Origin of the sequence: Sphaerisporangium dianthi, from assembly GCF_042654065.1 — a bacterium.
Taxonomy (GTDB): domain Bacteria; phylum Actinomycetota; class Actinomycetes; order Streptosporangiales; family Streptosporangiaceae; genus Sphaerisporangium; species Sphaerisporangium dianthi.
Genome location: NZ_JBHSFP010000001.1, coordinates 223,680 through 238,632, shown reverse-complemented (window position 1 = coordinate 238,632; position 14,953 = coordinate 223,680). Strand labels below are relative to the sequence as shown.

The window sequence follows — 14,953 nt, the reverse complement described above, 5'->3', positions numbered from 1 at the left end:
TGCGGTGGAGCATGCCGTGACGGTGCCAGGTGTCCGTCCGTTGCGCCTGTTCCCCGTCCTGTGGCCGCTCTGGCAGGTGGAGATCAGCGCCAACATCTACGAGGAGCAGGCGTACGAGGTCATCGACCGTTTCCTCGTGCGTGCCGTCGTCGAGGGAGGCGTGGACAGTCCAGACGAGCTGGCCCGCTTCTTCGGCCTGCAGCCCGCACTGGTGGATCGTTGCCTGGCCTTTCTCGGCGTGATCGGCCATCTCACGGTCGACGATGGTCACGTGCGGCTCACCGAACTCGGCTTTCAGTCCTTAAGAGCAGGTGTTCGGTTGACGCCGAAGGAGAGCAGGCAGAAGGTGCTCATCGAACGCTTCACCGGCCGGCCCCTGCCCCGGCGCTACCACCACGGTTCGCTGCATGTGCTGCCGGAACCACGGATACCCGACCACATGCTCGCCGACCGGTCCCGGTTCCTTTCCCTGTTCGCGGCCACGGCGTTCCAGCCGCAGATCGTCGACACGCTGGCCGCCCGCCCCGACCGCACCGAGTACAACCTGCCGAACCGTCTCAGGGACATCACGACCGTCGCCGCCCAGGACGCGTACCTGCCCGCCTACCTCATCGAGACGGAAAAGCGCTCGCTGCTCGCTTATACGGCGGTCGGCGATGAGCGGGACATCTTCCTCGAAGAGATCTGCGGGGATGTCCCATCCATCCACGCCAAGATCGACGCGGAGACCCGGCAGAACGCCCGCGAGCTGTGGACCGAATGGCTCGCCGACAGCAAGCTCGGCCCGGGACGGCTCCTGCAACTGCGGAACGGCGTTTGGCGGGTGACCTTGCTACCAGCGGCGTTCAGCGGTGCCCCAAAGCTCTCGCTCAGCAGCGTCGGCTCCTTCCAGCTGCGCAAATACCACTTCCTGCAGCTCTGGTGCGACGACGCCGATGTGCGCGGCCGGGCCGTCGCCGAACGGGCCCTCGGAATGGCTCGCCTGAGCGAGGTGCGCACGCAGGACGACCTCGCCGAGCGGGTCGGGATGCTGGCGGACCGGCTGGAGGTGGCGGCCCCCTCGATCAGTGACCTTCGTGCCTATGCCCGGACGAACCACCTGCGGGATCACCTCGACCATCTGGACGCCCTGGCATAGAAGGTCTCTGTCACCGCTCTACCACGACACCGGTCAGAGCTCACCGTGCGCCGCGCGACTCGGCGCCTGTCTCGTCACGGTACTTCCATGGAGACTGGATGCTGGTGATACGCGAACGGGATTCTGTGAGGATTCATGCGGGTCGATGAAAATCCCCTGTACAAAGATCCCGCGCTTTTCGACATGTACATGACCGCGCTGGATCGTGTGCCGTCGCGGCCGGAGATCAAGGGAGCGCTGGAGGACTTCGGTATACCCGGGAGCGCTGTTCGGTCGCCGCTGCTGGTCGATGCCCATCGGGTTCTGAGCCTCGCGCCACTTGAATACGCAGCCTACGTGGCCGAGTTCTCGAAGTATGCGAATGCGGGTGACGGGAAGGGCGCAGGTCAGGATCTGGCTGACGAACTGGACGGGATGAGGCTGACGTGGGTGAGGCGCGGGATCGCTTGCGCTGGGGCGCTGATGATCCTCTGTGGCGCCGTGGCGCGGTGGTGGGACTGGTCGTGGATCGGGTTCTGGGCGGGAGGGACGGCTGTGACCGCGGCCATCATGACGCGATGGCTGTTTCGCCTGCGCATCGGGTCCTTCGGGAAAAGGGTCCTGCTGGGAGAGATGATCCCGGGCATGAGCTCGGCGCTGGTTCTCGGGCGTGACCGTCTGATTGGTGAGGTGACCCGGGTTGAACTCCTCGCGCAGGTGAGGATCCTCATCAACACCATACGGGGCGGCCGGTTCGACCATGCCTTCTCGGTCATCAGTAGCCCCGGCCTGAGCGAGGTTCACGACAGCACGTACAACGTGAGCACCCGCACCGTCGAAGAGGTCGAAACGTTGATCAGGGGAGTGTCGGGGATCAGCCTCGGCATCGCCGGTCCTCGAGGGTCGGGCAAGTCGACGATCGTCCGGCAATATTGCGCCCCGACGTCACCGGTGGCTGATCTCGGTGGTCCTGTTCCCGGCTGGAAGGGGGAAGGCCTGCGATGCATGGTTTCCGCCCCCGTCGACTACGCGGCGCGTGATTTCGTGCTCCACCTGTTCGCCACGTTCTGCCGCAGCGTCATCGCCTATTTCACCGCCCGCCATGACGCGGACGAAGCCGTGTTCCGGCGATGCGCGCGCCGTCTCTGGCGGATCCTGGCCGAACTGGTCCAGATGGTCATCCGTTACGGTCTCATCGTCGTCGTCTTGCTCTGGCTGAGAGAGCCGGTCGCGGCGTATATGGGTGTGCAGGAACGATGGATCGTCGCGCTGGCGTCGGCGATCGGCCTGTTCGGACTGCTGCGATATGCGAACTGGTTGAGCGGTGTCATCTCACGGTCGCGGCGGGCGTCCGACCGTGGCCGGGCCGGCATCGTGACCGCCGCACGGCGGAACCTGCTCAGGGTGCGATTCCTGCAGTCGCGCAGTCTGGGATGGGCAAGCGGCATAAAGCTCCTCACAGGCGTCGAGGGTCAGGTGTCCGGGAGTCTCACCCAGGCGGAACAACCTCTCAGTTATCCCGAGGTAGTGGAACAGTTCCGGTCCTTCGCCCACCGTGTCGCCACGTTCGCACACTCGCAGGGGCAGAACGTGTTCGTCGGGGTCGACGAGCTCGACAAGATCGGATCTGCCGATCAGGCCGAACGGTTTCTCAACGAGATCAAGGGCATCTTCGGCGTGCCACACGTCTACTTCATGATCTCGGTGTCCGACGACGCTCTCATGGCCTTCGAACGACGAGGGATCCCGGTGAGAGACGCCTTCGACAGCTCCTTCGACGAGATCGTGCGCGTTGGCCTACTCGACTATGCGGAAAGCCGCAGGCTCCTGTACCGCCGAGTCATCGGGTTGAGCGAGCCGTACATCGCTCTGTGCCATGTGATGTCGGGTGGGTTGGCCCGTGACCTGATCCGGTCGGCGCGTCAGTTGGTGCGCATCGGTAACTCCATGATGGTGCGGCGTATCGATGAGCAGCCCATGGAAACAATGGACGCGAATCAGTACGTGTTGGTGATGGAAGACGTCGCCACGCAGGGGACCGAGCCCGTCCAACCCTCGCTCGGTGACCTCTGCCCCGCGCTGGTGCGTGACGAATTGGCCCGTAAGGCCCGGGCCATCGGGCATGCGTTGAGCGTCGCCCGCTCGAGCGAGGCTAGGCACCTCGAACAGGTTCTTTACGACATCGGCCATGGAGGTGGCGCGGGCAGACCGCCAATGGAGATCGTCGACACCGTGGTGGAGGGCGAACCCGGTGAACCCTTGGACGTGGCCCGGTTCCGTTTCGACTTCGCCGCCTATGCCTACTTCTGTGCGACGCTGTACCAGGTGTTCGGCGATTCACTTGATGGCGACCGCACGCGTGCGTGCGCGGACCGACGGGAATGGCCGGGAAGCTTTGACGCGCTGGCGAACGCGCGGCACGCGTTCATGGTGGACTCGCGGATCGCCTGGACCGCCGTGACCGCATTCAGAAGAGCCTGGGGTCTCGAGGAGCGAAAATTCCATCCTTGACGGTCCTCGCCGTAGCGAGGTGCGCACGCAGGACGACTTCGCCAAGCGGATCGGGATGCCGGCGGACTGGCTGGAGGTGGCGCTCCCATAGATCGCCGACCTTCGTGCCTGCGCACGGACGAGCCGCCTCCGGGATCGCCCCGACCATCCGGACGCCCTGGCGTAGAAGCGTGTTTGTTGCTGCTCTTCCATGACGCCCGTCAAGGGGTCTGAACATGCGTACACCGTGGGCTCAGGATGACAGGAACACCTCGCTGAGGTGCCACTCGAGGCCTTCGCGGCCAGGCCGGTCGCGGCGATGCTCGGGTACGGTGATGGATTGGCCCGCTCGCTTGTAGAACTCTTCGCCGTTGCCGAACTCCTCTCGGAGGCGAGGGCTGACCTGGAGCCGGTAGTCGGGGTCCACCGCCAGGTACCCCCGGTCGAACAGCGTGTGGACGTCCGAGCGGAGCAGCAGCCCATTGTCGAGGCGGTGCTGGCCGCCGGCCGACAGCGGACGGATGTGGGCGGCCTGGAGGACGGGGCGGATCTTCTCGCCGGTGACGGCGCAGCGCCGGTTGTAGGCGCCGAGGACCACGGCCTGGAACGACCGCTGGCCGAGGCGGCGAGGGGCCAGGCGGGGATCGCCGTATACCGGGCCGTCCCGGTGCCATGGCTGGGAGAGGTCGATCTCCACGGGGGCTCCCAGCAGGCGTAAGAGGAGATCGTGGAAATAGTCGGCGCGGGGGTGAACCGCGAGGTCGTACCCCTTGCCCTGCACGATGTTCGGGGCGAAGTCCGGTGGAGGTCCGGCGGCATCGTCGAGCGGGAAGAAGCGTGTGTCGCGGACGAAAACGCAGCCGATCACCGGGTCCTCGCCTGGGGCGATCGGCCGGCTACGGTATTTGCCTATTCGTCGGCGCATCTCGTCCACATCGGCCGCGCCGTTGGCCTGCCCGAAGAACTCCCATGCCTCGGACACGCGAAGCTGGGCGAAGCCGCTGTAGAACCCGCCTCCGATGACGCGGTTGTGCGGGTGGTGACTCTTGAAGAAGAAGGGCTCGCCAGGGCTGAGAACCCGGAACTCGCGCGCTCCGGAGGGTCGCCAGAAATTCACTTCGGCCAACGCCGGGCGAGCGGCAAGGAAGCGGTACCACTCACCATCGGTCACCCCGACGTATGCCTTCATGCGGGCATTGTCCACCGCGATGATCGTCCCTGCCACTCGATCGCTTCCGAAAGACCTATCCGCCGGCCGTGCTGAAGCAGGCTTTCGCGGGACCACATGCGCGTCTATGGGACGCCCGAGACGTGTTCCGTTGACGCCGACCGCCCGGCTGCGGACGACTATGGTGAAGCATTCGTTCCAGTTCTGAGGACGGGCGGCAGGACGCGCACACGAACGGTGAACGCCCATCGCCTGAAGATCCAGCGGTGGGCGGGCTGGGCGGCATCTAGCAGCCGGGGTATTTGGTGAAGGGGACGGGGCGGCCGGTGAATTCGGTGGTGTAGTCGTCGGCTAGTTCGGTGAGGGTGTTCCTGCCTTCCAGGGGTGAGAGCCAGCGCTGGGGGAGGGCCGTGTCGCCGTGCCGGGTTCCTAGGAGGTTGCCGCAGATGGCGCCGGTGGAGTCGCTGGCGCCGGAGTGGTTCACCGCCAGGAGCAGGGCCTGCTCGACGTCGTGCTCGTAGGCCAGGGCGCTGTAGACGGCGATCGCGAGTGCCTCTTCGGCCATCTCGCCGCCTCCCAGCGTTTCCACGGTCTCGGGGGACGGGTTTCGCTTGGTGGCTCGCGCCATCGCGGTTTCGAGTGCCGAGGTGGTCTCGTCGTGTGCCGGGTGCTCGGCGAGCAGGTCGAGGGTGTGCCGTACCGCCTGCGCCATGGGGTGAGCTTGTCCGAGGAAGAAGATGATGGCGGCGAAGGCTCCGGCGGCGAGGCCGCCGGTGGGGTGGCCGTGGGTGAGCTGGGCGCATTGGGCGGCGAGGCGGAAAGCCGTCCGCGCGTCCTGGGCCGACAGGCCGAACGGGGCCGAGCGCGTGACGGCGGCGCATCCCTTGGAGCCGGGATTGATCGCACCGGGCTCGCCCGGGGCGGTCTTCGGGCCGGGCGAGTGGCGCAGGCCGGAGAGGCAGGTGTCGCTCGGTGCTCGGCGCGAGTACAGCCAGGGCTGTTCCCGCAGCCATCCGGTACGCACCAGTTCGTCCGCGGGTGGCGGTGCGGTGTGCCACTGGGTGTCGAGCCAGCGCAGGTACGCGTGCCGCACGACCTCGACCTCGGAGGCGAAGCCCCGCTGCCGTGACCGCACGTCGGCGCGGATCAGTCCCTCGACGGTGAACATGGCCATCTGGGTGTCGTCGGTGACCAGCCCGATCTCGCCTTGCCAGTCGGCGACGAGGTCCGTCAGTCCCGCCGGACCGTGGTGGTGACGGATGTCGGCGATGGAGTCGAACTTGACGGGCGCGCCGAGCGCGTCGCCGATCGCCCCGCCGAGCAGGCAGCCGCGCACTCTGCTCTCGAACGTCACCTCACTGTGCTCGGCTCCGCGCACGATGGTGATCTCCTCCCGCCCGGCTGACCCCGACCGTACCGGCAGAAGCGGTCGCGGCCGGTGTCAGCTCAAGGAAGTCGCGACCGACGTCAGCTCAAGGAGCTCGTGCGCGGCGTACGAAGGCTGTACGGTCTGCGGCCGGACGCGGCGGGGGGCCGTCGTGACGGTCGCGCTTCCGCTGAGTGCGAGGGCAGGCGTCCGGTCAGCCGGGTGTCTGGGCGGTCTCCAGTCTCTGGATGATCGGGCTGATCAGGGCGTTGAGCTCTCGTGCCAGGGCGGCGACCGCCAGGCGGGCGGTGTCGGGGACGGACTCGGACGGGCCGTCGGGGGCGGGCGGGAGGGCGTGGAGGGGGACGGGCGCGTCGATGAGCAGGGTGGTCCGCAGGAAGGGCGCGCGGGTGAGGTCCTGGTCGGTGGGCTCCAGGTACTGGCCGAAGGTCTGCGGCCACTCGCGCCAGCCGCGGTCGCGCCACCATTCGCGGGAGGTGGTGAGCTGGGCGGGCAGCGGTGACACGAGCAGGATGTGGGCGGTCAGCGTGCCGTCCCAGGGGTTGCGGTCGCAGGCGGCGGACAGGACGCGCCGATGCCGGCGCACGTACGGTGGCGAGGGCGTGATGGCGAGCCGCCAGGCGGCGCAGGCGAAGGTGACCGGCGCGATGTCGCCCCACGAGCCCTCGAAGGCCGCGATGTTGCGCCGGACGTGCTCGGCGTAGTGGCTCGACCCATCGGTCGCGAGCTCGCGATCGTGGCCGTGGTCGATCCAGAAGGCATCGTGCTCGCCCATGCGTTCCTCTCTCCGATGTGCTTCCGCCGCCAGTCAACCGCGACATCGTCGCCCTGCGCGCGCGGTTTCTCCTAGTGACATGCGCCTGAAATCCGCCGGATGATTCCTTATCCTGATGTATATGGGCATCCGGGTCCGTCTGCGGTACCGATCGAGTTGACCTACAAGGCCCGGCACGCGGTCGAGTGCGGTATCAATCGCCTCAAGAGGCACCGCGCCGTGGCCGCCCGGTACGACAAGCTCGCGGTCCGCTACGAGGCGACCGTCCTCGTAGCGGCCATCAACGAGTGGCTATGACTGGCCACGTCACGATGGCGCTGCGTAACAGCGGACGGCCACCGTCTGGTGCGGGCTCCACTGCTGCTCGACTGTAGCCATCAGCTTCCAGCCCAACCGTTCATACAGGGCTGCCGCGGCCGTATCGGATGCGACGACGTCGAGCACCGGATGCAGGCCACGACGCCGCGCTTCCTCCACTGCTTGGCCGATCAGCAGTGCACCGATCCGGTGTCCCCTCGCCTGCGGGGCAACGAACAGTCTGCCGACCACGGCGGTCATACCCCGTGTCGCCCCGTTCCGCTCGCTCCACAACATCGGGGCCAGATCGCCTTCGCCGCCTTGCGACAAACTGACGTGCCCAACCAGGCGGCCTTCGAGTTCGGCGACCCAGGAGCCCAGCAGGCGACCGAGTGACAGCCACTCGCCAGGCTGATCAGGCCAGTTCACCGGATAGCCGTCAAGCTGATGGACCTCCGCGAGGACCCGCACGCACTCCTCGACATCGCCATCAGCCCTCTGCCGGACGCAGAAGCTCGGCCTCTCATCAGGCACCTCGGAGCTCTCGATGTTCACTCCGGAATAGAAACACAGGCCACAGAGTCACAACCAACCACGTTCGACACAGGCCCGATGTTCGGCCCCTGCGCCGTGTTCGTTGACGCCTGACGGCCTGCCGTGGGCGACTATGGTGAGGCATTCGCCGCCGACTCTGAGGACGGGCGACAGGATGCGCACACGAACGGTGAACACCATCGTCGCGGCGGCCTTCTGCGTGGTGGTCGCCACCGGAGCCTTCGTCTTCGTGCGGGCGCAGACATTCCTGGACTTCCTTCTCATGAGGGCCGACCCTGCATGCGTCGAGCAGGCTGCCGCCGACAACGACAGGCTGGCCGGCGTCATCGCGCCGTACCTGCCGTCGGTGCGGCCCGATGACATCGACGGCGGCCACGGCTGCGAGCCTCCGGAAAGAGGCGCGTGGGTGGAGGTCGAGCTGTACGGCCCGTCGATCGAGAGAGTCCTGCTCGGGTTCGGCCCTCCGGCATGGACGCGCCTGCCTGAAGCCGAAGCCCGCGAGCAGGCCGAGCCCGGCCAGAACGCCGCGGCCGTCACGGGAAAGGTCGATGATCGCGAGGTGGACGTCTACGCGTTCCAGGCCGAGTCCGGTAAGGGCCCCGTCACCGTCATGGCGTGGTTCACGGGCGAGGAATGACGTCGAAGCGCTGCTCCGGCCTTCCCGGAGACCATCGGTCCCGATCCCGGCCGGCCGGCTCCCGGCCGGCCCCGCCCGTTCGGGATCGACGAGCCGGCCGCACCGGCCTGGCCGGATGGGGGCCTTTCTTCCTCATGCGTCGCGTGTCCGCAGCAGCAGCCCACCGCCCAGGAGTGCCGCGGTGGCCCATGCGGCCAGTACGCCGAGGCCGGCCCAGGGGCTGAGGGGCAGGCTGGACAGGTGGGTGGTCGCTTGGACGGCGAGTCCGGCGTTCATCGGTGAGATCCGCCACAGCAGTTCGGCGACGTCCGCGTCGGGGACCACCAGGATGACGGCCGGAAGGAGGTAGAGCAGACCGAGGACGACGCCGATGGCGGTGGCGGAGTCCCGTACGGCGGTGGCGATGCCCAGGCTGAACAGGGCGATCAACGCGAGGTAGAGAACCGAGCCGAAGGCGGCGCGCAGCATCGGCCCGCTGGTGAGGGCCGGCAACTCGGAGGTGAAGCCGTTGTCGAGCAGGATCCGCCGCCCGGCCAGCGCGGACGCGAGCACGGCCACGCTCCCCGCGGCCAGCGTCAGCCCGGTGAGGATGACGGCCTTGGCGGCCAGGACGCCGATCCGTCCCGGCATCGCCGCCAGAGTGGTGCGGATCATGCCGGTGCCGAACTCGCCGCTGATCGCCAGCACGGCCAAGACGGCGACGACCGCCTGGCCTGCTTGGATGCCGAAAAGGCTGATCTTGGCGGGGTCGTGGCCGCAGCCCGGCGAGGTGCAGGACACGACAGCGGCCGCCGCGACGCTCACGGCGAGGGTCAGCATGACGAGTGCGAGCAGGAGCCGGCCGGTTCCCGGCAGCGTGCGGAGTTTCGTCCACTCCGCGTACAGGTGCCGTGTCATGCGTCCCTCCGGCGTAGCCGGACGACGGCCAGGCCGAGGGCGAGCGCGGCGTAGCCGGACAGCACGGCGAAGCCGGCCCACGGCGGCAGCGGGTAGAAGCCGGCGATGGGCGCGTAGTGCCCGAGCACGTGGGCGTACTCGGGGATGCTCTGCTGGATCGCGAAACCGGCGGCCGGGGTGAGGCGCAGCAGCCATCGCGCCGCGCTGTCGGGCAGGACGGAGGTGGTCGCGAGGACGTGCGGGACCACGATCAGCACGATGGCGGCGATGACTCCCGCGACGCTGCGCCGGAACAGGGCGCCGAGGGCGAGGGCGAGCACGGCGGCGACGGCGAGCAGTGCCGCCGTGCCGACGACGACACGCACCTCGGTGAGCCGGGACACCGGAAGGACGTGGTCGCCGTTGGCGCGCAAGATCTGGGTACCGAAGGTCAGCGTGATCGCGGTGGCGGCGAGTCCGGCGACGAAGGCGACCGTGCCGATCGTGAGGGCCTTGGCCACCAGCATCCGGCCGCGCCGCGGGATGGCGATCAGGGTGGTGCGGATGAGCCCGCGCCGGTATTCGGCGGTGACGAACATCACCGCGACCACGATCACCACGAGCAGCCCGGTCAGCACGCCTGTGAGGGTGCGCTCGATGGTCTGCCCATCGATGGACGGCGCGATGTCGCCTACTCCGGTGACGCTGAACGTGCCGCCGGATTCGCTGGAGCGGCCCGGGTGGTGGGACGATCCGTCGGGCTCTTTCGACACGCCTATGTCGTCGTCGTGCCAGGCGCCGCCGGATGTCTCGCCCTCCAGGCCGACCCGGTCGAAGACGGCGGTGGCCTCGGTGAAACGCACCGCCGAAACGGACCCGCCGAGATCTCCTCGCGTCACCGTCAGATCGCCGGGGGAGGTGGCGAACAGCCCGATCTCGACCGTGGCCGGCAGCCCCGGCAGGCGGGCGGTGCCGACCTTGGCCCAGTTCGTGCCGTCGGTGGACTCGTACCCGGTGAGGGTGTCGCCGGAGCGGGTCAGCCGTAGCCAGCGCGGGGAGTCCTCCGACACGCCGCCCGGACGACCGGCCACATCGTGGGTGAAATCGTGCTGCATCCGCACCCCGTGCGCCCCGGTGACCATCAGCGCCGCGTAGGCCGAACCCTGCTTGGTGCTCTGTTTGACCATGACTCCGGCCTTCGCCCACGGCACGACTCCGGGAACGACGTTCCGTACGCCGGTGGTGACGTCGGGCTTGCGGATCTGGCCGGTCATGGACGTCGCACGGGCGGTGATGCCGCCGTCGCCGGACAGCGTCCGGTGCACGAAGTAGAACTTGTCCTCCACGGCTTCGCCGCCCGGCCCCACGGGAACCGCGGGACAGACGACCTCGATGGGACCGTTGCCGCACGAGGTATGGCTGCCTGAGGCGTACGACAGGCCGAGCAGCACGATGACCAGCGCTCCCGCGGTCATGGCGATCACCCAGGCGCGCACCGTCCTGAACTTGGTCCACTCCGCGCGCAGCAGCCGGGCCAGGTGGTCCGGTCTGAAGTGGTTCACGGTGGCGGTCATCGCGTCGCCCCCCGGAATTCGACGGCGTTCCTGGTGAGCTCCAGGTACGCCTCCTCCAGCGTCGCGCGGTGGGTGGCCACCTCGGAGAACGGCACCGCGCCGGCGTTGAGCAGAGCCACGATCCGCTCACCCGGCAGCCCGGTGACGACGAGTGTGTCGCGCCCGGTTACGGTCGCGGTGGCGCCGGCGTGGGCCAGCGCCGACATCGCGGGCTCGTGTGCCGTCGTGTGCAGCGTGACGCGGCCGTCGGAGGCGGCGGCGATCAGGTCGGCCACGCCGGTGTCGGCGATGACCCGGCCGCGGCCGACCACCACGAGATGGTCGGCGGTATCTTGCAACTCGCTCATCAGATGGCTGGAGATCAGGACGGCGCGCCCTTCGGCGGCCAGTGAGCGCAACAGGCCGCGGATCCACACGACCCCTTCGGGGTCGAGCCCGTTGACCGGTTCGTCCAGCATGAGCACCGGTGGATCGCCGAGCAGCGCCGCGGCGATCCCGAGCCGCTGGCGCATGCCCAGCGAGAAGCCGCCCGCCCTGCGCCGGGCGGCCGAGGCCAGCCCGACCTGTTCGAGCACCTCGTCCACTCGCCTGACGCCCAATCCTTGGGAGTGGGCCAGCCACAGCAGATGGTCGCGCGCGCTGCGGCCGGGTTGCAGCGCGGCGGCGTCCAAGAGCGCGCCGATGTGGCGCAGGGGGGTGCGCAGACTCGGGTACGGCAGGCCGCCGACCAGCGCGTGTCCCTCGTCGGCGGCGTCCAAGCCGAGGATCACCCGCATGGTGGTGGACTTTCCCGCGCCGTTGGGCCCGACGAACCCGGTGACCTGCCCGGGCTGGACGGTGAAGGACATGCCGTCCAGCGCCAGGATCTGGCCGAACCGCTTGCGCAGCCCGGACACTTCGATGGTTGCTCGCATGGGTTCGGTTGTACGGAGAAGGCGCTAACACGGGCCGAATGGGGGCTGTCATATCGCTGTTAGGTCCGGCACGGCATCCTGGAGACCTGCGTGGAACCGGAGAGGACCTATGAGGATGCCGCGACGCCTGGCGCTGCCGACCCGTACCGTACGGTGGCGTTTCACCGTCATGTACGGAGGCGCGTTCCTCGCGTCCGCCGTCGCGCTGCTGGTCATCACCAACCTCATCGGGAGCGGGTCACGGTTCAGCGAGATCGTGCCGCCCGGCAGCCCGCCGGGCAGGCCCACCCTCGCGGCCGCCCAGGACCTCGTCGGCCGCCTCCAGGCCCAGTTGGCGGAGACGCAGACGGCCCAGTCGCGCCGGCTTCTCATCGGCTCGGCGGTCGCGCTCGCCGTCATGGCCGTGCTCTCGGTCGTGCTGGGCCGCATCGTCGCGGGCCGGGCGTTGCGCCCATTGCGGACGATCACCGCGGCCACGCGGCGGATCTCCGCCGACAACCTGCACCAGCGGCTCGCCGTACCGGGTCCCGCCGACGAGGTGAAGGACCTCGCCGACACCATCGACGGGCTGCTGGAACGGCTGGAGGGCTCCTTCGCCGCGCAGCGCCGGTTCGTCGCCAACGCCTCCCACGAGTTGCGCACCCCGCTGGCGACCATGCGGGCATCGCTGGACGTGGCCATCGCCAAGCCGGAGCCCGTACCGGCGCAGACGATCGCTCTCGCCGACCGGATCCGCACCGAACTCGACCAGGTCGACCGGCTTCTCGAAGGCTTCCTCATGCTCGCCCGCACCCAGCACGGCGCCCTGTCCGACCGCGCGGCGATCTCGCTCGGCCGCGTGGTGGCCGCGGCCCTGGACGCCCGGGCCGCCGACATCGCGGACAAGAACCTGACCGTCCACCACGGCGACGTCCACGACGACGCCTGGACGCGGGGAAGCCGGACGCTCCTGTCCCGAATGGTCGACAACGTGATCGACAACGCGGTCGTCCACAACCACGACGACGGCTGGATCCGGGTCGCCGCCGCGGCCGACGGCGCGACGGCGCGGCTCGTCGTCGAGACGGGCGGGCGAGTTCTCGACCAGGAGCAGCTCGCGCGGCTGGCCCAGCCGTTCCAGCGGCTCGGCGCGGACCGGACCGGCTCCGACAACGGCTCCGGGCTCGGACTGTCGATCGTCGCCGCCGTCGCCGAAGCCCACGGCGGCAGCCTGGACCTGCGTGCCCGGCCCGAAGGCGGCCTCCAGGTCGCCATCTCCCTGCCTCTCGCGGCCGTCAAGGCAGGTGTCCCGGCGTGAGGGCGCCGGTCGTCGAGGACGCGCGCTTTCCGGCGGCGGTGCGGGCGGGTGTTCCGGTATGAGGGTGCTGGTGGTCGTGGACGCGCGCTCTCTGGCGGCGGTGCGGGCGGGTGTTCCGGTATGAGGGTGCTGGTGGTCGAGGACGCGCGCTCTCTGGCGGCCGTGCTGGCCGAAGGTCTACGCGATCAGGGCATGGCCGTGGACGTGGCGCATGACGGCCTGGAGGCCGCGGCCAAACTCGACCTCACCACCTACGACGTGGTCGTCCTCGATCGCGACCTGCCAGGAATCCACGGCGACACCCTCTGCCAGATGATCACCGAACGCGATGACCGCGTCATGGTCTTGATGCTGACCGCGGCCGGCTCGCCCGGCGACCGGGTCAGCGGCCTGACCCTGGGGGCCGACGACTACCTCGCCAAGCCCTTCCACTTCCCCGAACTGGTCGTACGCATCCGTTCGCTGTCACGCCGCCGACCCTTCGCCCGCGCCCGCACCCTGCGCGCCGCGGGCATCGAACTCGACCCCCTGCGCCGCACGGCCACCCGCGACGGCCGCCGACTCGACCTGTCGGTCAAGGAATTCGCCCTCCTCGAAGCCCTCCTGCGCGCCACCCCCGCCTTCCTCAGTGCCGAGGACCTGCTCGAACAAGTCTGGGACGAACACGCCGACCCGTTCACCAACACCGTCACCGTCACCGTCGGCCGCCTGCGCCGCAAACTCGGCCCCCCTCCGATCATCACCACCACCCCCGGCGTCGGCTACCGCATCACCGATGACGTCCGCGGAATCGAGAGGTAGAGCACGAAGAAGATCCAGCACAACACCGCATGGTCGTCGCTCGCTTTCGCGTCCGGGGTCGCGGTAGCGGTAGCGGCGTTATGGCGGTCGCTCCATGCGATCGCGCGACGGGCTCCGCCTCCGGTCAGGCGCGCCCCGTGGTTCTCGGACGGGCGAACGCCGGGCCGTGTCGGAGATAGCCTGACGGTCGTCGTTCGTCGGACGTGGAGGATCCGTGGTGATCGATCGGGCTCTGGATCATCTTGTTTACGCGAGTCCGGACCTGGCGGCGGCGGTGGCCTGGGTCGCTGAGTCGACGGGTGTGCGGCCGGTCGAGGGCGGACCGCATCCGGGGCTCGGCACGCGCAACTACCTGCTCGGGCTCGGCGGCCGGGCCTATCTGGAGATCATCGGCCCCGATCCCGGCCAGCCGGCTCCCGGCCGGCCCCGCCCGTTCGGGATCGACGAACTCGCCGCACCGGCGCTGGCCGGCTGGGCCCTCGCGGTCGAGCCCGGCAGACTGGACGAGCGGGTGGCGACGGCCAGGCAGGCGGGGTACGACCCGGGGGAGCCCGAAGCCATGTCACGGCGCAGGCCGGATGGCACCCTGCTCACCTGGCGGCTCACCCCGATGCTGAGCGGGCCGCTGCCCTTCCTCATCGATTGGGGGACCACCGCCCATCCCTCCGCCGGCCTGCCGGTCGTGCCGCTGAGGTCACTGGCGATCATCCATCCCGCGCCCGAGAAGATCCGGCCCGCGTTGGCCGCGCTGGGGGCGGCCGTCCCCGTTCGGGCCGGCGAACGTCAGGCACTGCTGGCAGAGATCGGTGCGCTGGACCGAGTCCTCACGCTCCACTGATCAGGCGGATCGGCGAGCGGCTCGCTCTGCCGCCGCTGCTTACTTAGGAGGTAAGCGACACACCGCGCGGGGGCCGGGAGGTCGACGGGGACGCCGTCGTGGTCGGACAGATCGAGCGGAGGATCTTCCGGGGCCGACGCCGAGGGAAGGTGCCGGACAGGCTCTGTTCCAGGCGGTCCACCTGCTCGGCCTCTCCTGGATGTGGTGCCGGCGATGTGAAGGGCGGT

14 protein-coding genes are annotated in these 14,953 nt (G+C 69.0%); 7 read left to right on the top strand and 7 right to left on the bottom strand.

Annotation, left to right across the window (positions count from 1 at the left end):
- The first annotated feature begins 16 nt into the window (after positions 1–16).
- Positions 17–1,138 (top strand): hypothetical protein, encoded by a 1,122-nt coding sequence (locus ACFO60_RS01000; RefSeq protein WP_380835753.1) that lies wholly within the window; start codon positions 17–19, stop codon positions 1,136–1,138.
- 135 nt (positions 1,139–1,273) lie between these two features.
- The gene (locus ACFO60_RS00995; RefSeq protein ID WP_380835752.1) at positions 1,274–3,628 is read left to right on the top strand and encodes a hypothetical protein; all 2,355 of its coding nucleotides are present in this window, start codon (positions 1,274–1,276) and stop codon (positions 3,626–3,628) included.
- Positions 3,629–3,860: 232 nt separating this feature from the next.
- Here ACFO60_RS00995 and ACFO60_RS00990 read toward each other — a convergent pair whose 3' ends face one another.
- The 3 genes from ACFO60_RS00990 to ACFO60_RS00980 all read right to left on the bottom strand — a co-directional run bounded on the left by ACFO60_RS00990 (position 3,861) and on the right by ACFO60_RS00980 (position 6,937).
- A complete protein-coding gene (locus ACFO60_RS00990; RefSeq protein WP_380835750.1) occupies positions 3,861–4,796 on the bottom strand; it encodes an HNH endonuclease in 936 nt (311 codons plus the stop codon).
- Positions 4,797–5,061: 265 nt separating this feature from the next.
- On the bottom strand, positions 5,062–6,153 hold the full coding sequence (locus ACFO60_RS00985; RefSeq protein WP_380835748.1) for an ADP-ribosylglycohydrolase family protein: 1,092 nt from the start codon (positions 6,151–6,153) through the stop codon (positions 5,062–5,064).
- Positions 6,154–6,355: 202 nt separating this feature from the next.
- Positions 6,356–6,937: a hypothetical protein gene (locus ACFO60_RS00980; RefSeq protein WP_380835746.1), complete on the bottom strand. Its 582-nt coding sequence runs from the start codon at positions 6,935–6,937 to the stop codon at positions 6,356–6,358.
- A gap of 156 nt (positions 6,938–7,093) precedes the next feature.
- Here ACFO60_RS00980 and ACFO60_RS00975 point away from each other — a divergent pair, with 156 nt between their 5' ends.
- The gene (locus tag ACFO60_RS00975; RefSeq protein ID WP_380835745.1) at positions 7,094–7,234 is read left to right on the top strand and encodes a hypothetical protein; all 141 of its coding nucleotides are present in this window, start codon (positions 7,094–7,096) and stop codon (positions 7,232–7,234) included.
- 9 nt (positions 7,235–7,243) lie between these two features.
- On the opposite strand, the gene ACFO60_RS00970 is transcribed toward ACFO60_RS00975, so the two are convergent.
- Positions 7,244–7,789, bottom strand: a complete 546-nt coding sequence (locus ACFO60_RS00970) for a GNAT family N-acetyltransferase (protein WP_380835743.1) — start codon at positions 7,787–7,789, stop codon at positions 7,244–7,246.
- A 154-nt stretch (positions 7,790–7,943) separates the two neighbouring features.
- Between ACFO60_RS00970 and ACFO60_RS00965 the strand changes: the two genes are divergently transcribed.
- Positions 7,944–8,426, top strand: coding sequence for a hypothetical protein (locus tag ACFO60_RS00965; protein WP_380835741.1), 483 nt, complete (start codon positions 7,944–7,946; stop codon positions 8,424–8,426).
- 132 nt (positions 8,427–8,558) lie between these two features.
- On the opposite strand, the gene ACFO60_RS00960 is transcribed toward ACFO60_RS00965, so the two are convergent.
- Genes ACFO60_RS00960 through ACFO60_RS00950 form a run of 3 tightly spaced genes read right to left on the bottom strand, consistent with a single transcriptional unit; the run spans position 8,559 to position 11,790 of the window.
- Entirely contained in the window at positions 8,559–9,323 is a 765-nt protein-coding gene (locus ACFO60_RS00960; RefSeq protein ID WP_380835739.1) for an ABC transporter permease, read from the bottom strand.
- Positions 9,320–10,876 (bottom strand): DUF1349 domain-containing protein, encoded by a 1,557-nt coding sequence (locus ACFO60_RS00955; protein WP_380835737.1) that lies wholly within the window; start codon positions 10,874–10,876, stop codon positions 9,320–9,322. The genes ACFO60_RS00960 and ACFO60_RS00955 overlap by 4 nt, the downstream gene beginning before the upstream one ends.
- Positions 10,873–11,790, bottom strand: coding sequence for an ATP-binding cassette domain-containing protein (locus ACFO60_RS00950; RefSeq protein WP_380835735.1), 918 nt, complete (start codon positions 11,788–11,790; stop codon positions 10,873–10,875). The genes ACFO60_RS00955 and ACFO60_RS00950 overlap by 4 nt, the downstream gene beginning before the upstream one ends.
- Before the next feature lie 115 nt (positions 11,791–11,905).
- Here ACFO60_RS00950 and ACFO60_RS00945 point away from each other — a divergent pair, with 115 nt between their 5' ends.
- The 3 genes from ACFO60_RS00945 to ACFO60_RS00935 all read left to right on the top strand — a co-directional run bounded on the left by ACFO60_RS00945 (position 11,906) and on the right by ACFO60_RS00935 (position 14,726).
- Complete coding sequence (locus tag ACFO60_RS00945; RefSeq protein ID WP_380835733.1) at positions 11,906–13,087, top strand: sensor histidine kinase; 1,182 nt, start codon at positions 11,906–11,908, stop codon at positions 13,085–13,087.
- A 120-nt stretch (positions 13,088–13,207) separates the two neighbouring features.
- Entirely contained in the window at positions 13,208–13,888 is a 681-nt protein-coding gene (locus ACFO60_RS00940; protein ID WP_380835731.1) for a response regulator transcription factor, read from the top strand.
- A 217-nt stretch (positions 13,889–14,105) separates the two neighbouring features.
- Positions 14,106–14,726, top strand: coding sequence for a VOC family protein (locus ACFO60_RS00935; RefSeq protein WP_380835730.1), 621 nt, complete (start codon positions 14,106–14,108; stop codon positions 14,724–14,726).
- Positions 14,727–14,953: the final 227 nt, after the last annotated feature.